Below are 18682 nucleotides of genomic sequence, written 5' to 3'. Positions count from 1 at the left end.
CGTCAGCGATCCGGCGTGCGATAAGGTGTGAAGGAGCCAAGCGCGCAACCGCCCGTGATGGACCCGGTAACCAGATCGGCGCTTCGCACGATGTCGCCACGGCAATATTGAGACCCGGCGCCGGTCGGCCTGATGACGAGCGTGTCGCCCCGCCCAAGCCCGGTGCAACTGCCATTAAGGTCGTTGCGGTAGACGAGGCGTCCGCTCACCCGGTACAGCAACACGCTTTCGCTGATCGCGGTCAGGCTGGAACCGGGATAGCGGCTCACGCAACTGACCGGATCACCGGCGACCTTGCCGTCCAACGCCGCTTCCAGCCGGTCGGCTTGCTTTTCCGTAAGACGCGCGGGTTCGTCACCACCCGCGCACGCTGCCAGCATCAGCGGCGCCAGACACATCCATGCACGCATGGCACTTCTCCTGCACTTGTCTCCGCACGGCGGAGCAATCGCGGTAACGCCCGAACCGTCAGGCCGTATCCTTGGCCGTGCGTCGACGGGCGAGTTCCTGCACATCATTGGCGCGCATGAAGATATTGGTCGCGCGCTCAAGGCCGATGGTGGTGGGCACGGTTGCTTCTCCCCGCGCCCGGGCCTCATCCACCTCTGCCATACGCGCCACCAGCGCTTCATTGTCCGGCTCGATCGTCAAAGCGAAGCGGCCATTGCCCTGCGTATATTCATGCGCGCAATAAACCGCCGTCTCGTCGGGCAAGGCGGCGAAGCGGGCCATGTTGGCGAACATCTGGTCGGCCGTCCCTTCGAACAGCCGCCCGCAGCCCATCGCGAACAGCGTGTCGCCGACAAATATGATGCGATCGGAGGCGAGATGATAGGCGATGTGACCGGCGGTATGGGCGGGCACCTCCATGACCGTCGCGACATGGCCGCCGATGCGTACCTCGTCGCCCTCGCCCACCTGCCGGTCGAGCGCACCGATCTTGGCGGCCTCCGCTGCGGGTCCGGTGATCCGGCAACCGGTCGCGGCCTTGATCGCCGCATTGCCGCCGACATGATCGCCATGCCAGTGCGTGTTCCATATCTGGCTTATCGCCCATCCCCGCTCCGCCGCCGCAGCCAGCACGGGTTCCGCCACGGCGGGGTCGATCACGACCGTTTCGCCGCTGGCATCATCATGCAGCAGCCAGACATAATTGTCGGACAGTACGGCTACGCGCGCGACGCTCAGCATGGGATTACCAGACGCCCGTGTTCGGCATGGACGCCCAGGGTTCGGCAGGCTCCAGATGACCGTCCTGCAACAGTTCGATCGAGATATTGTCCGGCGTGCGGACGAAAGCCATATGGCCGTCGCGCGGCGGCCGGTTGATGGTAACGCCCGCATCCATCATACGCTGGCAGACGTCATAGATGTTGCTCACCCGATAGGCGAGATGGCCGAAATTACGGCCCTCGCCATAGTGTTCAGCAGGCGTGCCATCTTCCGCTGGCCAGTTATAGGTCAGTTCAACCTGAGCATCCTCGTCCCCCGGCGCGGCGAGAAAAACGAGTGTGTAGCGGCCGCTTTCATTGTCGAAGCGCTTTTGCTCCTCAAGGCCCAACAGCTTGAAGAAGGCGACTGTGCGATCGATGTCGGTCACACGGATCATGGTATGAAGATATTTGGTCAAGCAGTCGCTCCATTCGTCGCCAGCAAGCAACGGTTCATCTCGGCAGTGGCAGGGTCGCTGCCAAGATAGGGCGGCACAGGCATCGATGAAAGAGGAGACGCGAATGGCGCTGGAGTATCGCGACAAGGTGCTGCTGGCTTGTGCCGGGCTGCTGACGCTGGGATTGGTCAGCGGCGGCTATTTGCTGGGTGATGGGTTGAAGCGGGCCAAGGCCGCCGATCGGTCCGTCACGGTCCGCGGCTTGGCGGAGCGCAATGTCACGGCTGATCTCGCTACCTGGTCGATCAGCTATGCTGCGACGGGCTTTGATCTGCCCGCCGTACGCGCGGAGATCGATAACAATACGCGGGAGCTGAAGGCCTATTTCACAAACCTGGGCTTCAAGCCGGAGGCGCTCACGCCCACTGGCGCTGGCGTCAATCAATATATCAACAACGGCCTCAACACGATCACCATCACCCAGCGCATGTTGTTGCGCACGACAGACATCGCCAAGGCGCAGAAGGCAGTCGCGCAACAGTTCGATCTGGTCCGCCGGGGCGTCACATTACAAGAGGGGTCGGGCATGCGTTACAGCTTCACCAAGCTCAATGACATCAAACCGCCCATGGTTGCCGCCGCGACCCGCGATGCGCGCGCGGCGGCCGAACAATTTGCCCGCGACAGCGGCGCCAGCGTAGGCGGGATCAAGAGCGCGACCCAAGGCTATTTCTCCATCGATCCGCGCGACGGCGAGGCGGACGGGTCCAGTGACACGCCCTACAAGAAGGTGCGCGTCGTCACGACCGTGGACTTCTACCTTAATTAGGGCGCGCTGGCCGTTCAGCGAGCCGGAGCGCCTGTAGGCAGCCGGGCGAGATTGTCGGCAGCGGCCTTTCCAGCGGGGGATTGAGGGCCGAGCTTGATCGCGCGCTGCCAGGCCGACCGCGCGACATCGTCATGGTGGGTCAGGACTGCGATGTTGCCCTCCTCCAGCGCGACGGATGCATCATCGGGGGAAAGCTGCACCGCGCGCGCAATATGCGCCTGCGCGAGCTTCAACTCTCCAGACCGACGCGCGAGTGTGGCCGATAACAGCCAGGCAAGGGGGTCCTGCGGTACTTGAGCGAGCGCCACATCGAGCGAGTCCCGCGCTTCCTTGGCGTCGCCCAACGCCACGAGGGCCCGCGCGCGATCAAGATAGGTCTCTCCCTTTTCAACGCCGTCGGGCAAGCCGCGCGCCAAGGCCGCATCGAAACTGCTGCGCGCCTTTGCGGCATCGCCTGCCGCCAGTGCGGCGTTCCCCGCCTGCGCCCACAAGCGGGCGCTTTGCGCCATCTCACCGCTCCGTTCCGCCTCATCAGCGGCCTGCTCGAAGGCGACCATGGCGGGCGCCCACCGCTCCGCGCGGGCATAAGCGAAACCCATGCAATGGCGCGCGTAGAAAGAGCCTCCTTCAATCCGCCATTTCTGTGCGAATGCTACACCTTTGTCGGGGGACGCGAGCGCTTCATCGAGGCAGGCCTGAAATGGCGCGGCATATTTTTCCGGAACGGGAATGCGGCCATCGGCAGCGGAGGAGCCACTCGGTCGCGGAGTGGACGCCCGCTGCTCCTCCTTTCTGGGCCGGTTCATCACCGCTTCGATTTCGGGATCATAGGCTTGCGGCGTCAAGAGCAGCAGCGGGAGAAGAAGCATCAGAGAATATCCAGAAGGCTGCCAAGGGTGTTGATCAACAGCGTGATGTCGCTGTCACGCGACAGGCGATGATCGCCATCCTTAACGAGCAGCGTCTGCACATCATATGAATGCAGGCGCTGGGAAAGCCGCAGGGCCGTCTGCCAAGGCACGTCGCGGTCCTCTTGCCCCTGCAGCAGCCGGACGGGGCAGCTGATCGGGATTGGCCGGTCGAGCAAACGAAGCGCCTGGCCCGACTGCCAGAAAGCGAGCGTAGTCACAAGCGGCTGGTCGCCATAGGGCGTGGGCTCGCGCAACTGGCCCTCCGTAGCCAGCAGCGCCTTGTCCGCGTCGCTGAAGCCCCATTCGGTAAAATCCGGCGCCGCGGCGATCCCGACCAGCCCGGCAATCCTTTCGGGACGAGCCAGCGCGATGAGCAAGGCGATCCAGCCGCCCATCGACGATCCCGCCAGCAGCAGCGGCCCGTCCGTCAAAGCGTCGATCAACAGCAACGCATCGTCACGCCAACTGGCAAGCGCACCATCCTCGAACCGGCCTTCGCTCGCTCCGTTGCCGCCATAGTCGAGCCGCAGCATCGCCCGGCCAGTCCGTGCCGCCCAGGCGTCGATGGCGATCGCCTTGCCGCCTTCCATGTCGGACATATAGCCCGGCAGGAAGACGATGGTCGGGCCGGAACCCGGGCGATGCCGATAGGCGAGGCGCACGCCATCGGCGCGGGCGAACGACGCCAGCGGAACTGCTGAAATAGGGTTCATCGGCTATCTCCCACCGACCTTTGATGCGGCTTGCATGAAGCCAATAGACGCTGGCGCGCGGAAAACCAGAAAGGAAGAAAATAATAGCTCCGATGGAATTGACACTAGGCAGACCAACGGCTAATCGCGCCGTCCTACCCCGTGCCCAGATGGCGGAATTGGTAGACGCACCAGCTTCAGGTGCTGGCGATCGCAAGGTCGTGGAGGTTCGAGTCCTCTTCTGGGCACCATTTGTTCTCAAAGCATTGATAATGCACGGGGATCGTCGAGAACACGGTCCCCAGAGAGCGTCTGCTACAAAGAACTGCTACTCGCCGCATTCCGCACGATGCTCGACCGCTCATGGGTCACCCCGAAATATGGCGGTCGCTTCAAACCGACAGCTTGAAGATCTCCCTGCGCCGGTTGCCCAACGCCATGGCTCGGGTCGAGACAGAGATTGAACATCGCCGCTGGGCTGCTGGTCTTCACTGCGACCCGACGCTGCTCGAACCGTTGTCGGACGATGCCGTGGCAAAGCGTCAGGTGATCCATGATGCGGCTCCGGTGGATGCAGAGCCAGTGCCGCCCGTCCCGGCCAGCAAGCTCACCCTGGGCGAAACATACGAGCAGTATGACCGATCCGATGCAGGCGTAGTCAGCCCGAACGCGGGAGGCTTATGAGACAAGCCGTAGGCTTGCCGTGTCGATCATCGGCAAAGACGTTCCCATACAATCGCGCGCTCGCGCCCATTGTCGCGACTATATCGACGTGCTGCGTTTCATGCCGCGCAATGCCGTAAAGCGGTTTTCGAAGCTCACCGCGCGCTAAGCCTCCAATCGCGCTCGAACCCCCGGCAAGACTGATCTCGGCGCACCAGAACGGATAAACATTCCCTCCGCAGCTAGTGCACGGAAATTTGCCCCTGGGCGGCTGAAAAGGTCGGGACTCAAATGGATGCCGGACGGTGGGCCAGCTTAGCGACTTCAGCAGCGACACACCTCTTCGATTGCAAATTGTGCAACGCAAAAATTTTTCTTGCGACTCGGACGAATCGGTGACAGCTTAATCCATGTCGAGGCAGGGGCGCTTCGACGCATAGGCTGGCACCGCCGATGACGGCAGAAACCAGCTTCGAGATTACAGTATCGAAATCGGCAATGACGCCGCCCGGGCTGGTCTGAACAGACCTCGTCCAGGCGGCTTTTTTATTATGTTTTTCACGCGAACGCGAACGCGCGCCGTGAACCTTCATCATCATCTTTCACACGCCGGGCAGCGCTTCGGCGAATGGCTGGCTGCGTGCCTGTCGCAGCGCTGACGATCTGACAGAGAAGGACATTGGGGAATGGCAGAGGGGGACAATCCGAAAGGCGTTAGCCGCCGTGGCGCGTTGAAAGCCGGTGGGACAGCTGCGCTTTTTGCTGCGGTGCATCAGGCATTTCCGTCGGGCGCCTTCGCCGCAGGTGCTGGGCCGGAAGTGACTGGCGCGAAGTTGGGCTTCATCGCCCTGACCGATGCTGCGCCTGTGATCATTGCCAAGGAACTGGGCTTCTTCGCCAAATATGGTCTGCCCGATGTGCAGGTGACCAAGCAGGCCAGCTGGGGCGCGACACGCGACAATCTAGTCTTGGGCAGCGCCGGTGGCGGCATCGACGGCGCGCATATTCTCACGCCAATGCCCTATCTGCTGACGCTGGGCTCGATCGGCAAGGCGACGCCGATGAGCATTCTCGCCCGCCTGAACGTCAACGGTCAGGCCATTTCGGTTTCCAAGGAATATCTGGGCGCGAAAGCCGACATCAGCTCTGCGAAAATGAAGGGCGTGATCGCCCAGCGCAAGGGCGCGGGCAAGAAGATCACGATGGCGATGACCTTCCCCGGCGGGACGCACGACATGTGGATCCGCTACTGGCTGGCGGCGGGTGGCATCGATCCGGACAAGGATGTCGAGCTGATCACCATCCCGCCGCCGCAGATGGTGGCGAACATGAAGGCCGACACGATGGACGCCTTCTGCGTGGGCGAGCCGTGGAATGATCAGCTGGTGGCGCAAAATCTGGGCTACACGGCGGTTTCGACCGGCCAGATGTGGATGAACCATCCCGAAAAGAGCTTCGCCATGCGGTCGGACTGGGTGGCGAAGAACCCGCGCGCCGCAGTCGCCATTACCGCAGCCATTATCGAAGCGCAGCGCTGGGCGGACAATCCGAGCAATATCGCGCGTCTGGCGGGTACGATCGCTGGTCGCGACTATCTGAAGTGCCCGGTTACGGACATTGCCGACCGCCTGCAGGGCAATTTCAACATGGGCGACGGGCGCAAATTCCCGAACGCGGCGTTCAAGATGAAGTTCTTCAACGGGTATGCCTCGTTCCCCTACAAGAGCCACGACCTGTGGTTCCTCACGGAAAATCAGCGCTGGGGCAAGCTGCCCATGTCGCTGGATACCAAGGGGGTGATCAGCAAGGTCAATCGCTCCGACATCTGGCGGAAGGCAGCAGCGATGCTGGGAGGCAAGGGGCCAGCCAGCGATAGCCGCGGCGTCGAGAAATTCTTCGACGGCAAGACCTTCGATCCCAGCAACCCCAAGGCCTATCTGGCCAGCCTAGCGATCAAGCGGGTCTGATGAGGGAGGAAAAAGCCATGGCTCCGTTATCGCCAAAGAGCAGGAATGGAGGGCCGCCGGTATCGTCCGGCGGCACCACCACCGAACTGGGGGTCATCCTGCCCTATCCGGAAGAAGCGATCGCACGACGCAGTTTCGAGCCCGTAGCAGCGCCGGTGAATCCGATCGTGAGCAAGGGGCGTGCGCTAATCGCCGCCATACTGCCCACTGTCGTCATGATCGGGGCGCTGTTGCTGTTCTGGCAGCTTCTGTGTGGATCGCCGGACGCGACTTTCCCCAGCCCTGTGAAAGTCTGGCAGGAAAGTCATGATGTCGTCACTCACCCGTTCAAGGGCGTTAAGATCGGTTTTACCCACTTCAGCATCCAGGATGGCGGCGATGTCGGCATTGCCGGTCATGTTCTGACCAGCCTCAGTCGGGTCCTCATCGGCTACAGCATCGCGGCGATCGTCGGTGTGGCGCTCGGTATTCTGATCGGTCAGAGCGTTTGCGCCTTCCGCGCGCTTGATCCCTTGTTCCAGGTGCTGCGCACAGTGCCGCCGCTCGCTTGGTTGCCGATCAGTCTCGCCATCTTTCAGCAAGCGCAGCCATCGGCGATCTTCCTGATCTTCATCACCGCGATCTGGCCGGTCATCCTGAACACGGCGGCAGGGGTTCAGACCATTCCGGCGCCCTATCGCAACGTGGCGAAGGTGCTCGCGCTCAATCCCGTCGAATATTTCGTCCGGATCATGCTGCCCGCCACCGTGCCGCACATGTTCACCGGGCTGCGTATCGGCGTCGGCATGAGTTGGCTGGCGATAGTGGCGGCGGAGATGGTGCAGGGAGGCACCGGCGTCGGCTTTTTCATCTGGGACAGCTACAACAGCTCGTTGCTCACCGACACGATCGTCGCACTCGTCTGGATCGGCCTGGTCGGATTTACGCTGGATCGCATCGTCGCCTTTGCGGGCCGCGTCATCAGCCGGGCAGGCTGAAGGGGAGAGCAGTTTCATGAAACAACGCAGCTATCTCGCGCTTGAGGGCATCACCGTCGAATTTCCCACGAAGGCCGGACGTTTCTGCGCGTTGGACCGCATCGACCTGGAAGTGGACAAGGGACAGTTCGTAGCGCTGATCGGTCATTCGGGCTGCGGCAAGTCAACCTTGCTCAACGCCGTGGCCGGACTGGTCGAACCGACCCGCGGGGCGATCTTCCTGGACGGGGAAGTGGTGGATGCACCGGGACCGGACCGTGCATTCGTGTTCCAGGACCATTCGCTGCTGCCCTGGTTGACCGTCGAGGAAAATGTGCGCCTGGCGGTGGACAAGACGGCGCGCGGCAAGAGCAAGGCAGAGCGCAGGGATTGGGTCATGCACAATCTTGAGCTGGTGCAGATGGCCCACGCCGCCGGGAAAAGGCCGGGCGAATTGTCCGGGGGCATGAAGCAGCGCGTGGGCATCGCCCGCGCGATAGCGATGAACCCGCGCGTCCTACTGATGGACGAACCCTTCGGCGCGCTCGATGCGCTGACGCGGGCGGCGCTGCAGGACGTCGTTATGGATCTGCAGGCGCGGCTCAACAACACGGTGCTGATGATCACCCATGATGTGGACGAGGCCGTGCTGCTCGCTGACCGCGTCGTCATGATGACCAACGGCCCGGCCGCGCGGATCGGCGAGGACCGGCCCGTGGCATTGGCGAGGCCGCGCAACCGGCTCGAAGCCATCGACATGCCTGAATATGCAGAGGCCCGCAGCGCGGTCATTCATTTCCTGCACGAGCGCTACCGCAATCCGGCGACGCTTGCTGCGTGAGAGACAGGTCGCCCACCGAGGCGGCATCAAGAATATCGGGATTGAGAGGGGATGCCCTGCAAGGCCTCAAAAAGCCATCGGGAGCAATAGAGGGGGAATTATGCGTGGATTGAATATGTTGCTGTCGGCATCCGCGCTGGCGACGTTAGCGACGCCAGCCTTGGCGCAGGATATCGTGTTCAAGCCGATCGTCGAAGCGCGGCTGCGTTACGAGACGGTCGATCAGGACGGGCCACTGCCGTTGACCAGCAGCCGTGATGCTGATGCAGTCACCATGCGCCTGCGCGCTGGCGGCGAACTGTCCAAGGGACCTTTCGCTTTCCTTGTCGAAGGGGAAGGGACGCTGGCCATCGACGAGGATTATAATAGCGGCGTCAACGGCAAGACGCTCTATCCCATCGTCGCTGATCCTGAGACCGTCGAACTCAATCGCCTGCAACTGCAATATCGCACCAAGCCGCTGGTGGTCACGCTGGGGCGGCAGCGCATCAACCTGGACGATCAGCGCTTTGTCGGTTCGGTCGCGTGGCGCCAGAATGAGCAGACCTTCGACGCACTGCGCGTGGAATATATGGGGATCAAGACTCTGAAGGTCGATGTGACCTATGCCATCGCGGCGCGCACGATCTGGGGGATCGATGGCGGCAAGTTCGGATCAGTGAACCGGCCTACCGAGATTGACGGCGACGACATCTTCGTGAACGTCTCCTACAAAACCAAGCTGGGCACGATCACCGGCTTTGCCTATCTGATCGATGAGGACGAGCCTGTCGCCGCACTGCTGCGCAGCAGCAGTCAAACCTATGGCGCTCGCTTTGCTGGGGCGGTTCCGCTCACCAAGAAGGTGAAGCTGAGCTACCTCGCCAGCTACGCGCGGCAGAGCGATTATCAGAAGAACCCAGTGGACTATAAGGCCGACTATGTCGCGGCGGAACTGGGGTTGGAAGTGGCCCCCTTCAAGCTGACGGCCGGTTATGAGCTATTGGGGTCCGACAGCAATGCTAAGGGCGTTGCGGGCGGTTTCGCCTTCCAGACGCCTTTCGCGACGCTGCACAAATTCAATGGCTGGGCGGACAAGTTCCTGACGACGCCGACGACTGGCATTCAGGACTATTATGGCGGCATCGCCTACACGATGCCGAAGGTCGGCAAGATGGGGCCGTTGGTCGCATCTTTCATCTATCACCGCTTCAGCAGTGACCGACTCTCGATCCATTATGGGGACGAATATAACGCCCAGGTGACCTTGAAGATCGACAAGCATCTGAGCGCTCTCGTCAAATATGCGGACTATGAGCGGAAGGGCATCGCGAGCTTCACGGGCGACGCCGACACCAAGAAGTTCTGGGCGCAGATCGATTACGCGCTCTGAACAATATTCGGCCAGGACAAAAGTCCGCGACGGGTCATTGTTAGCCAATGGCCCGTCAGATGGAGGCTGATTGTTAGGATGCGTTGGGATATCGCAGCAGATCAACAGACCCTTCATCCTAACATCATCGGACCAGCGCCTCCTTGTGCAAGTAAGGCTCCGCCGCCTGTTAGCGGCTGAGCCTTACTTTTCACCTGCAATAGAACCGTTATAAGCCGGTCATCACGCCATCAGTCCGACCCGCCGAACTTGTAACGCGCGCGCAGGCCGAACATTCGCGGTTCGCCATACATCTGCGTCCAGGCACCGATCGTCTGGTATGTGCCGGTATTGGTGATCGCATAAAGCTTGTTCGTCAGGTTGGTCGCAAACAGTGACAGGTCCAGCCCGCTGGCAAGAGCATTCTTCCAGTCCAGGGTGGCGTTGAGCAAGCCGAATGCCGGCAAGCGCACACCTGGCTCGTTTGTGGTGCCGTCTGGGAATGTCTCCGTCGAGAAAGGCGCGGTTTCCTGCGCGTCCGTCCAGTTATAGCTGACGAACAGGCTGACGTTGCCGAACTTCTCGGAGGTCGGGATCGTGAAGCGACCGTAGACCGAGAGAATATTGGGAGACAGATATTGCAACGGGCGGCAGGTCATGTCTGCTCCGGCAAAAACCTTGGGCGACGTGATGGACTGAGCCGTGCAATCCCAGACACCCGAGTTCGAGTCGAACTTGAACGACTTGTAGTGGGAAGAGGTATGGCTGTAGTTCAAGCCGAGTTCGATTTCGCGAGATGGCCGGATCATGGCCTCCACTTCCACACCCTTGATGACGGCCGAAGCAGTGCTGAGCGTGATCGCGCCGTTGCCGCCGGTGGCGTTGTTGCGGTCACCCGCAGCGCGCTGAATGTTCGAATAATCCAGATAGAAGCCGTTGACGTTGAACCGCGTGGCCATACCGCCGACCTCGAAGTCGGATTTGAAGCCTGCTTCATAGTCGGTGAGATATTCCGGCCCGAAGGTCCGGGTGTTCGGGAACACTGCATAGGCGTTGAAGCCGCCTGCCTTGTAGCCCTTGGTCACCTTCGCATAGAGCATCAGGTCGTCATTCGGCCTATAATCGATGCCCACTGTCCAGTTCGGTGCCGAGCTTTTGAGATTACCGGAAAAACGGCAATCAGTGAGCGGCGTCGTTGTGAACTGCGATTTCCAGGAGCACAGGTTGATCACGGCACCCCCGCCCACCGGGATCGCCGACCAGGAAGCCGTAAAGCCCTCCACATGATCCCAGGTATAGCGATAACCACCAGTCAGCCGAACACGATCCAGCGCGGGCACGAACGCTCCGAGATCAAGGCTCGCTTGAGCATAGAGCGCCTTTGATTCATTGGTCACCCCAACTTGGCTGGTGCCCAGCGCGCAGCCAGCTTCGGTCTTGTTACTACATACGTTGATGGAAAAGGATTCCATCAAGCCTGCAGGGGACTGTTTGAAGTAGAAGCCACCTACGGTATAAGTAAGCTTGTTGTCCAGGGCATTGCCCTGCAACTGTAGTTCTTCCGTGAACAGCTTGTAGTGATCACGCGGAGACCGGCGACTTTCAACCGTCGTGCCAGTGTTATAGATCGGCGCGATCGTGCCGTCCTGATCGTTCGAGTAATAGGATTTAAAACGAGCATAGCTGATGATGTTGCGTATTTTTATGTTGTCAGTCGCATCAAAATCAGTGGTGTTCGTGATCCCCCATGTCACTGTCTTGGCGAAATCATCCACGCCATGAGCAGTCTTCCGGGGGCCAAGCTCATTGGCCTGCGCTATCAGATCGGTGTAGTAATTGCAGTTCCCGGCGGAACGACAGAAATCGAATGACGGCACAAAGCTGTCAAGCGCCTGAAAATAGCCCGTGTTGAACCCCTTGGCGATTGATCCCGAACCGTTTGTTCGGGAATAGCCGTAATAAGCCATCGTATAGTTCTGAAGAGTTTCGGTCGGGGTCAACAACAGGCCTAAGCGAGCCATGCGCCAATGCGTGTCGTCGCGATCCTTGCGCCAGTTAACGTCGTAGGTAAAACCGTCACGATCGCGCGTTGCACCCACCAGACGAATGCTCACCTTGTCCGTAACCGGCACGTTGAGCATGGCTTCCAGTTCGGTCATATTATAGTTACCGACGCCACCGCCGATATAGCCCTCAAGCCGATCCGTTGGCTTGGCCGGAGTAAGCAGGATCGCGCCACCCGTAGTGTTACGGCCGAACAAAGTGCCCTGCGCACCCGACAAGACCTGCACGCTCTGAAGATCGACGAAGTTACCTGGGCCGCCTTGGTTCGACAGTGTGTAGCCGGATGGCAGCGGTACTTCGTTCATGTACACGACAACTGCGGGCGAACCCTGAAACGATGCCGACTGACCCCGAATGGAAGGTGACATGACGTCGCGCGACGCCTGACCATTGGGCGCGATGACCAACGACGGCACCGATGCCTGCATGTCTTGAAGGCTTGTTACGCCGCGCTCCCGCAGCCCTTCACCTGAAACCGCTGTAATGGTGATTGGAACATCCTGCGCACGTTCCTCACGCCGCTGGGCGGTTACGACAATTTCGTCGATCGCAGTTTGGGCAGCCGCGATATCAGGCGCGATCACCGCACCCGCAGCAACGCCTGCAAGTAACAGCCGACCCGCATGTCGTCTAAACGCTAGGAATTCAGCCCCCATGTCATCCTCTCCCTTATCTTCTCGTGCGAGAACCATTGAATATTGGAAGAAAACAAAGAAGATTGCCGCCAACAACGCACAGCCATCATAATGCCGACCTCAGGGTCGCTGAATTCACTGAGACGTATGACATGGCAGAGCGTTTCCACTCCGACCCTCTCCAACCTGTTTATTCTTTCCGAATATTTTAATCTACCTACCACTACGATATATGACCTGCAATGGCCATTCATCAGCTATGACAACTTCTCCGACATGAACATTATACGTTATCAACTTATTTAAGGTCTTGCCCCCGATGACCCGACATCGACACGAGCAACATCGATACGACCACTCCTGACCTTCACTGTCACTGCTGGATCATGATCCGAAGCACAGCAGATGAACAGGTCACGCCCATCCATTCCGCCCAGCATACAGGCATATGGTCGGGCGCCCTCAATCGGGATTTGCGTCAAGATCTCGCCACCTTCGCGCACGCGCACGACAGAGTTCGCAAGGGCAACTGCCACCCAGACGCAGCCTTCCGCATCAAGGCAGATGCCATCTGGTGCATAGCCGCCCAAGTCAGCAAATATCCGCCGATTGGAGAGCCGTCCTTCCGCATCTATGTCAAAAGCTGTCAGGCGAAACGCAAATGTTTCGGCAACGATGAATGTTCGACCATCTGGTGTGATAACGCTGCCGTTCGGGCAATGCAGGTGATCCGCCGCGACTGTAACCATCCCCTCGTCCGCAACCGCAACGATACATGTTGGCCGGGGCGCTTCACCATTGAAATAATCAAATCCGACATTGCCTACGTAGGCGCGGCCCAGATGATCAACGACCATGTCGTTGCTCTGCCCCGAGTGAATGTCCGCCAATTCGGCATGCACCACTAATTGCGCATCCGATCGCCTGCGGTAAAGTCTGCGCTCGTCCATCGACACGACCAGCAGATCGCCATTCGGCAGCCACCCCATGCCCGATGGCCCGCCCGGCACATCGAAATGCTCGTGAATACTACCATCAGGCTCAAGGACGTACACGGTTCCGCCATGCTGGTCGGCGAACCACAAACGCCCTTCATGCCAGCGCGGCCCCTCCGGAAAGGCAAAACCGCGCGCAATCGTTCGGATCATAGGTGCCTTAACGCCGACTGCGGTGAGTTCTTCGGCGAAACCCAAGCTCTTACCTCCCCACTGTCTGCGCTTTATTTTTGCGCCTTGCCTCCATGTTTACGCATATTGGCACCTCTTGGCAATGGAGGCTTATCGTTTTGCGGAACGGTAATGCGCGCAACGCATGCAGATCCGCACCAAAGGGCGACCATCTTGATGTATGCGTAGCGAAGCAATAGCCATCATACGAATTGATTCCTCTTCGCCCTGCCAGCATTCCCAGTGTGTTAGGGGGGACGCTGACCCATGCTAGCTACGGGTGAAGCTCCGTCACAGGTCAGAAATCTTCCAGATCATCTGTTGATAACTGTCCACAAAATCGCTTATGACGCAGGTGGGCAAGCTGCTTACCTGCAAGATGCGCCGACGAGTGCGATCGCGCATGAATGAGGTACGTCGATACCCACATGTTTGGCGCATAACGGCTGTCGGACGCTCGTCCACGGGATGGCCGCGAGAGTCTGTTCTTAACGATCGGAAGCACGACGATAATGTACGATCCCAGCGAAAATGCCGCGGCTGATATTGCAGCTCACTTCCATTCCTTCACGAACCTGGCGGCCCATCCTGAGGTCGGCCCCCTTGTCATAACCAAGGGTGATGGCGTGTTCGTGGAAGATGACAAAGGTAACCGCTATCTTGAGGCGGTGTCGGCGCTGTGGTGTGCTTCGCTGGGCTTCAGCAATGAGCGTCTTGCCAAGGCAGGAAGCGATGCGCTGCGAGGCTTGCCTTATTATCACACCTTCACCGGCCGCTCCAATCCGACCGTGATCGAGCTGGCCAACAAGCTGCTGTCGGTCGCGCCTGTTCCGATGTCGAAGGTGTTCTTCGCAAACAGCGGATCTGAAGCCAACGACTCCGCTGTGAAGATGATTTGGTATTATCATAATGCCATCGGCAAGCCGGAAAAGAAGAAGATCATCGCCCGGCTCAATGCCTATCATGGCGTGACTGTCGCGTCGGCAAGCCTCAGCGGTCTCGTCACGAACCATCGCGATTTTGACCTGCCGATCGCCAATATCCTGCATGTCGATTGCCCGCATTATTTCCGCTACGCCGAGCCCGGCGAAAGCGAAGAGGATTTCGCCACTCGCCTGGCCGACAATCTTGAAAAGCGGATCCTGGCTGAAGGTCCTGACACCGTCGCCGCTTTCTTCGCTGAGCCGGTGATGGGCGCGGGCGGGGTGATTCCGCCACCGGCGACCTATTTCGAGAAGGTTCAAAAAGTTCTCGCCAAATATGACGTGCTCCTCGTCGCGGACGAAGTGGTGTGTGGCTATGGCCGGACGGGCGAGATGTTCGGTTCGACCACCTTCGGCATGAAGCCTGACATTCTGACGACGGCAAAGGGCCTGTCCTCTGCCTATGCACCCATCTCGGCGGTGATGGTGAATGAGAAGGTCTATGCGCCGATCGCCCGGAACAGCGGCACTATCGGAACCTTTGGCCATGGCTTCACCTATTCCGGCCACCCGGTGAGTTGTGCCATCGCGCTCGAAACCCTGAAGATCTACGAAGAAGATAATGTGGTCGGCCATGTGCAGTCACTGATGCCGCAATTCTGGAAAGCGCTGCGCAGTTATGAGGGCCGCAAATATGTCGGCGAAGTGCGTGGCGTAGGCCTGGTAGCCGCGATCGAGCTCTATGCCGATCCTGAGAACCGGACCAGCTTCGATCCAGCAGTAAAGGCGGGTGCACGCCTTGTTGAAATCGGGCTCACCCAGGGCCTGATCGTGCGGGCGCTTGGCGACACGATCGTCTTCTGTCCCCCGCTCATCATCACAGCGGAAGAGCTTGACGAGCTATTCGCCCGTTTCGAACGCACCATGGCGATCTTTGAAGAAACTATCGGCTGACCGGCAGGCGAGGGCCGCCAATGCGAGCGGCGGTCGCTGAGCTAGGATGCCGCTGCTGCACTTCGCCACATTAGGCGAAGTGCAGCATGCACCAATAGCGATCCTTTAGAGAATACTTGCCGCGGCTATCACAAGCCGCGGTGTGGGTCAGGCACGGCTGAGAGGCATTGCGGCGACCTCAAGCTGGGGAAGCTGCGCAGGATGCGGGATCGTGACATCCACGGGTACAATCGGCTCCACTTCGGAGACACGGCCGCGCATGCCGTGATTGGCTGCCCAGATGGCGGCTTGGGTGCGGTTCTTGACGCGGAGCTTGCGCAGCACCGCCTTCACATGGACCTTCACCGTCGCCTCGCTGATATCCATCCTCTTGGAAATGACCTTGTTCGGGCATCCCATGATGAGCCAGCGCAGGATTTCCAGCTCACGATCGGACAGGCTTGCAGCATCGACGGGCCGTTCCACCTCCAACGCATCTGTCAGCGTCGGCCGCGACTGCAATTCGTCGGCAAGTTGCGGCGGCAGGACCCGCTCACCCATCGCAACCAGATGCAATGTCGCCACCAGGCGATCGCAACTGATTTCCTTGATGATGTAACCCATCGCGCCCAGGCGGAAGGCCTTCAGCATGGTTTGGAAGTCAAACCGATCGGATAATAGTACCAGATAGGCGCAAGGGAATTTCCGCTGAAGAACGGCGACACTGTCGGCGTCCAGCTCTTCGGTTCCATTATCTATCAGGAGCAACGAAGGCCCCGTATCTTCCTCCGGCACCTCCACCTTTTGGAGTGCGGCGGCAATATTTGGATATTGATTAACCCGGAAGTCCCGCTCAGTGAGAATCCGGCTCAAACCTTCTCTTACGATTGCATTACCGCACAACAGACGCACATTGACTGGGTAAGCCATTGGGTAGTCCCCTCATGATCCCTTCCACTTTCGTTAGCAGGCCCCAAACGAAGCGTGAAAGACCAGTGATCAAATGCCTGCAGTGCAACCCTTTCTTTTCGTTTCAATAAGTTATGACTAGCATATTTACGACGCTAGAGTCCTGAACTGACCTATGGAAATTTAGGGTTAGTTCAACAACTCGCTAACTGATTGGTAAGATTGTGTATTTCGCTCTTAACCATGGGAGTTATGTCCTAAGCACAGCGTCCCATGTAATACTTTGGGCTTACTGCGAAGAACGTGACTCGAGCATATGCCGGACGAACGATGGTTGCGAGTCTCTATTGGTTAACTTCAGCTGTTAACTATCTTTCCTAACAAGTCCAAAGACTTGCCCTGCGCCCAAAGCGAGGATGCGGCGCTCCTTTGCGGGTAGATCCTGCAGAGACTCGATAGAGCGAGGATTTCAGGTCACAGTAGGAAGGGCGTGCCGAACGTCAGGGCGTTTTCAAGCTCAATGACGCCTTCTTCGGCCGTCAGCTTCCGTTAGGGCCGCCGCCGGTATTGCTGCCGCCACCGCCGCCACCCATGCCACCGGCCCCTACTGCGCCGATATTGCCGAATATTTCGTCGAACAGGCTGCGATGGCGGCCCAGGGTGGGCGTCTTGTCGCCGGACGGCGAAATCTTGGCGACCTGCTCAAGGCCCATGCGGTCAACCGCCACGACATTGCCCGCGGGGTCAAAGCGGACATGGAGCACCGTCTGCGCCACCGGCTTGGGATTGGAGAAGGCCAGCGCCCGCATGTCGCGCGACACATAATACCAGTCCTGATCGCCGAATTGGGCGGTAAAGCTGGGGCGGCCCAGCGTCCCTTCTACCGAAGCGCGGTTGTCGATGCCGGGCTGGATCGAATCGACCAGCAGCTTGTCTACCTGATATCCCTGATGGGTACGGATGCGCGAACAAGCCGAGGTTCCGAGCACGAGCGCGCCAAGGCCGACGGCAAGCAACAGATGTCGGCTGAACTGACGCATGAACTTCTCCTGCCGGGAAGGGACCCGGAAACCAAATACCAAAGCCGCCATTGCATCGCGCGGCCCGCCGATCAATATGGAATTGCGCGCCCCCCGGCAAGGGGGCCTCCGCTCAGCTCAGCCAGGAAACCGTTTCGACATGCCAAAGCTTTTCCAGCGCCTGTTCGCGCGCACCGACCCCAAGGATGCGATGCAGCCGCTTTACCAAGCCGTCGTTCGCGAAGGCCGCGCGCCGCACTGGTATATGGAAGGCCAGGTGCCCGACACGATGGATGGCCGGTTCGACATGATCGTCGCCATATTGGCGCAGGTGCTGATGCGGCTTGAAGCGCTCGGAGCAGCCCAGGAAAGCGTCTGGCTCACCGAATTGTTCGTCGACGACATGGACGGACAGTTGCGGCAGGAGGGCGTAGGCGACGTGGTCGTAGGCAAACATGTCGGCCGCATGGTGAGCGCGCTCGGTGGAAGGCTCTCAGCCTACAAGGCGGCCCTTTTGGGCGGGGCGGAACTGCGGGACGCCCTGGTGCGTAACCTGTACCGTGGGGCGACGCCTGCTGGAGACGCCGTGAAGCATGTCGAATCCCGGCTGAGGTCGCGCTGGGTCGGCCTTTCCACCTTGCCGCTCGATGCATTGATGGCGGGAGATATTGGATGACTAATCCTGCGCCCGAATTTTCCCGACCCGTTCGGACCGATCAGATCGCGCGGCACGCGCAGGGCATGACCATCACCGCCGACGCCGGGGAGCGCGACGCGTTGGCGCGACGCTTCAACCTGACATCACTTGACTCGCTTGAGGCTGATTATGCGTTGAGCGAACAGGACGGCGCCATCGAGGCGCGGGGCCGGTTACGCGCAAGACTGGCTCAACCCTGCGTCGCCACCGGAGTAGCGGTGCCGGAGACCATCGATACCGACTTCCTGTTGCGCTTCGTTCCGGAAGGTAGCGGCGCCGATGGTGGTGAGGAATTGGAGATCGATTCGGAAGATTGCGACACGATCGGCTACGACGGGCAGACGATCGACATGGGGGAAGCGGTCGCCGAGACGATGGCGCTGGCGATGACGCCTTATCCTCGATCAGCGGAAGCCGATGCTTATCTGCGGGAAGCGGGCGTATTGACGGAAGAGCAAGCAAGTCCTTTTGCCGTGTTGCAGTCGCTCAAAGACAATAAGTCCTGACGGACCGGCCT

Annotated in this window: 19 protein-coding genes and 1 tRNA gene; 10 read left to right on the top strand and 10 right to left on the bottom strand. The window is 59.8% G+C overall.

The genetic code is table 11. The annotated features are described in order from the left end of the window. Positions 1 to 2 precede the first annotated feature (2 nt). Genes MU848_RS11720 through MU848_RS11710 form a run of 3 tightly spaced genes read right to left on the bottom strand, consistent with a single transcriptional unit; the run spans position 3 to position 1630 of the window. The gene (locus MU848_RS11720; protein ID WP_201515378.1) at positions 3 to 410 is read right to left on the bottom strand and encodes a hypothetical protein; all 408 of its coding nucleotides are present in this window, start codon (positions 408 to 410) and stop codon (positions 3 to 5) included. Positions 411 to 468: 58 nt separating this feature from the next. Continuing rightward, positions 469 to 1191 (bottom strand): hydroxyacylglutathione hydrolase, encoded by a 723-nt coding sequence (gloB, locus tag MU848_RS11715; RefSeq protein ID WP_247232216.1) that lies wholly within the window; start codon positions 1189 to 1191, stop codon positions 469 to 471. A 4-nt stretch (positions 1192 to 1195) separates the two neighbouring features. Further along, the gene (locus tag MU848_RS11710) at positions 1196 to 1630 is read right to left on the bottom strand and encodes a VOC family protein (protein ID WP_247232207.1); all 435 of its coding nucleotides are present in this window, start codon (positions 1628 to 1630) and stop codon (positions 1196 to 1198) included. Between the two features lie 103 nt (positions 1631 to 1733). On the opposite strand from MU848_RS11710, the gene MU848_RS11705 reads away from it, so the two are divergent. Beyond that, entirely contained in the window at positions 1734 to 2438 is a 705-nt protein-coding gene (locus MU848_RS11705) for an SIMPL domain-containing protein (protein WP_247232204.1), read from the top strand. A gap of 14 nt (positions 2439 to 2452) precedes the next feature. Here the strand turns inward: MU848_RS11705 and MU848_RS11700 are convergent, their stop codons facing one another. Together MU848_RS11700 and MU848_RS11695 are read right to left on the bottom strand one after the other, a co-directional pair. Next, positions 2453 to 3310: a tetratricopeptide repeat protein gene (locus MU848_RS11700; protein WP_247232597.1), complete on the bottom strand. Its 858-nt coding sequence runs from the start codon at positions 3308 to 3310 to the stop codon at positions 2453 to 2455. Then, the gene (locus MU848_RS11695) at positions 3307 to 4062 is read right to left on the bottom strand and encodes an alpha/beta fold hydrolase (protein WP_247232192.1); all 756 of its coding nucleotides are present in this window, start codon (positions 4060 to 4062) and stop codon (positions 3307 to 3309) included. Before MU848_RS11695 ends, MU848_RS11700 begins: the two co-directional genes overlap by 4 nt. 143 nt (positions 4063 to 4205) lie before the next feature. Here MU848_RS11695 and MU848_RS11690 point away from each other — a divergent pair. Together MU848_RS11690 and MU848_RS11685 are read left to right on the top strand one after the other, a co-directional pair. Continuing rightward, a tRNA-Leu gene (locus tag MU848_RS11690) sits at positions 4206 to 4292 on the top strand. 31 nt (positions 4293 to 4323) lie between these two features. After that, on the top strand, positions 4324 to 4725 hold the full coding sequence (locus MU848_RS11685) for a DUF6538 domain-containing protein (RefSeq protein ID WP_380800784.1): 402 nt from the start codon (positions 4324 to 4326) through the stop codon (positions 4723 to 4725). A 266-nt stretch (positions 4726 to 4991) separates the two neighbouring features. Here the strand turns inward: MU848_RS11685 and MU848_RS11680 are convergent, their stop codons facing one another. Next, complete coding sequence (locus MU848_RS11680) at positions 4992 to 5303, bottom strand: hypothetical protein (RefSeq protein WP_247232182.1); 312 nt, start codon at positions 5301 to 5303, stop codon at positions 4992 to 4994. 87 nt (positions 5304 to 5390) lie between these two features. Between MU848_RS11680 and MU848_RS11675 the strand changes: the two genes are divergently transcribed. The 4 genes from MU848_RS11675 (at position 5391) to MU848_RS11660 (ending at position 9840) form a co-directional block, all read left to right on the top strand. Continuing rightward, positions 5391 to 6671 (top strand): CmpA/NrtA family ABC transporter substrate-binding protein, encoded by a 1281-nt coding sequence (locus tag MU848_RS11675; protein ID WP_247232180.1) that lies wholly within the window; start codon positions 5391 to 5393, stop codon positions 6669 to 6671. Between the two features lie 17 nt (positions 6672 to 6688). After that, positions 6689 to 7648, top strand: a complete 960-nt coding sequence (ntrB, locus tag MU848_RS11670) for a nitrate ABC transporter permease (protein ID WP_247232178.1) — start codon at positions 6689 to 6691, stop codon at positions 7646 to 7648. Between the two features lie 16 nt (positions 7649 to 7664). Further along, positions 7665 to 8468 (top strand): ABC transporter ATP-binding protein, encoded by an 804-nt coding sequence (locus MU848_RS11665; protein ID WP_247232176.1) that lies wholly within the window; start codon positions 7665 to 7667, stop codon positions 8466 to 8468. Between the two features lie 100 nt (positions 8469 to 8568). After that, positions 8569 to 9840 (top strand): alginate export family protein, encoded by a 1272-nt coding sequence (locus tag MU848_RS11660; RefSeq protein ID WP_247232174.1) that lies wholly within the window; start codon positions 8569 to 8571, stop codon positions 9838 to 9840. Positions 9841 to 10070: 230 nt separating this feature from the next. On the opposite strand, the gene MU848_RS11655 is transcribed toward MU848_RS11660, so the two are convergent. After that, complete coding sequence (locus MU848_RS11655) at positions 10071 to 12539, bottom strand: TonB-dependent receptor (protein ID WP_247232172.1); 2469 nt, start codon at positions 12537 to 12539, stop codon at positions 10071 to 10073. Positions 12540 to 12820: 281 nt separating this feature from the next. Then, complete coding sequence (locus MU848_RS11650; protein WP_097090597.1) at positions 12821 to 13666, bottom strand: SMP-30/gluconolactonase/LRE family protein; 846 nt, start codon at positions 13664 to 13666, stop codon at positions 12821 to 12823. Positions 13667 to 14196: 530 nt separating this feature from the next. Between MU848_RS11650 and MU848_RS11645 the strand changes: the two genes are divergently transcribed. Further along, on the top strand, positions 14197 to 15561 hold the full coding sequence (locus MU848_RS11645) for an aspartate aminotransferase family protein (RefSeq protein ID WP_247232170.1): 1365 nt from the start codon (positions 14197 to 14199) through the stop codon (positions 15559 to 15561). Positions 15562 to 15708: 147 nt separating this feature from the next. Here the strand turns inward: MU848_RS11645 and MU848_RS11640 are convergent, their stop codons facing one another. Together MU848_RS11640 and MU848_RS11635 are read right to left on the bottom strand one after the other, a co-directional pair. Further along, entirely contained in the window at positions 15709 to 16413 is a 705-nt protein-coding gene (locus MU848_RS11640) for a LuxR C-terminal-related transcriptional regulator (protein WP_247232168.1), read from the bottom strand. 575 nt (positions 16414 to 16988) lie between these two features. Beyond that, the gene (locus tag MU848_RS11635; protein WP_201515392.1) at positions 16989 to 17540 is read right to left on the bottom strand and encodes an outer membrane protein assembly factor BamE; all 552 of its coding nucleotides are present in this window, start codon (positions 17538 to 17540) and stop codon (positions 16989 to 16991) included. Between the two features lie 88 nt (positions 17541 to 17628). On the opposite strand from MU848_RS11635, the gene MU848_RS11630 reads away from it, so the two are divergent. After that, positions 17629 to 18144, top strand: coding sequence for a ubiquinol-cytochrome C chaperone family protein (locus MU848_RS11630; RefSeq protein ID WP_247232158.1), 516 nt, complete (start codon positions 17629 to 17631; stop codon positions 18142 to 18144). Then, positions 18141 to 18671, top strand: coding sequence for a YceD family protein (locus MU848_RS11625; RefSeq protein ID WP_247232156.1), 531 nt, complete (start codon positions 18141 to 18143; stop codon positions 18669 to 18671). The genes MU848_RS11630 and MU848_RS11625 overlap by 4 nt, the downstream gene beginning before the upstream one ends. Positions 18672 to 18682: the final 11 nt, after the last annotated feature.

Origin of the sequence: Sphingobium agri, from assembly GCF_023051225.1 — a bacterium.
Lineage (GTDB): Bacteria > Pseudomonadota > Alphaproteobacteria > Sphingomonadales > Sphingomonadaceae > Sphingobium > Sphingobium agri.
The sequence above is the reverse complement of the archived record's forward strand: the minus strand, read 5'-3'. Positions and strand labels throughout refer to the sequence as shown.

Excerpts from the sequence above, each read along its gene's own strand:
- MU848_RS11720 (WP_201515378.1), bottom strand. The coding sequence starts at position 410 with ATGCGTGCATGGATGTGTCTGGCGCCGCTGATGCTGGCAGCGTGCGCG.
- gloB (WP_247232216.1), bottom strand. The coding sequence starts at position 1,191 with ATGCTGAGCGTCGCGCGCGTAGCCGTACTGTCCGACAATTATGTCTGG.
- MU848_RS11705 (WP_247232204.1), top strand. The coding sequence starts at position 1,734 with ATGGCGCTGGAGTATCGCGACAAGGTGCTGCTGGCTTGTGCCGGGCTG.
- MU848_RS11695 (WP_247232192.1), bottom strand. The coding sequence starts at position 4,062 with ATGAACCCTATTTCAGCAGTTCCGCTGGCGTCGTTCGCCCGCGCCGAT.
- MU848_RS11680 (WP_247232182.1), bottom strand. The coding sequence starts at position 5,303 with ATGATGATGAAGGTTCACGGCGCGCGTTCGCGTTCGCGTGAAAAACAT.
- MU848_RS11675 (WP_247232180.1), top strand. The coding sequence starts at position 5,391 with ATGGCAGAGGGGGACAATCCGAAAGGCGTTAGCCGCCGTGGCGCGTTG.
- ntrB (WP_247232178.1), top strand. The coding sequence starts at position 6,689 with ATGGCTCCGTTATCGCCAAAGAGCAGGAATGGAGGGCCGCCGGTATCG.
- MU848_RS11665 (WP_247232176.1), top strand. The coding sequence starts at position 7,665 with ATGAAACAACGCAGCTATCTCGCGCTTGAGGGCATCACCGTCGAATTT.
- MU848_RS11660 (WP_247232174.1), top strand. The coding sequence starts at position 8,569 with ATGCGTGGATTGAATATGTTGCTGTCGGCATCCGCGCTGGCGACGTTA.
- MU848_RS11655 (WP_247232172.1), bottom strand. The coding sequence starts at position 12,539 with ATGGGGGCTGAATTCCTAGCGTTTAGACGACATGCGGGTCGGCTGTTA.
- MU848_RS11650 (WP_097090597.1), bottom strand. The coding sequence starts at position 13,666 with ATGATCCGAACGATTGCGCGCGGTTTTGCCTTTCCGGAGGGGCCGCGC.
- MU848_RS11645 (WP_247232170.1), top strand. The coding sequence starts at position 14,197 with ATGTACGATCCCAGCGAAAATGCCGCGGCTGATATTGCAGCTCACTTC.
- MU848_RS11635 (WP_201515392.1), bottom strand. The coding sequence starts at position 17,540 with ATGGCGGCTTTGGTATTTGGTTTCCGGGTCCCTTCCCGGCAGGAGAAG.
- MU848_RS11630 (WP_247232158.1), top strand. The coding sequence starts at position 17,629 with ATGCCAAAGCTTTTCCAGCGCCTGTTCGCGCGCACCGACCCCAAGGAT.
- MU848_RS11625 (WP_247232156.1), top strand. The coding sequence starts at position 18,141 with ATGACTAATCCTGCGCCCGAATTTTCCCGACCCGTTCGGACCGATCAG.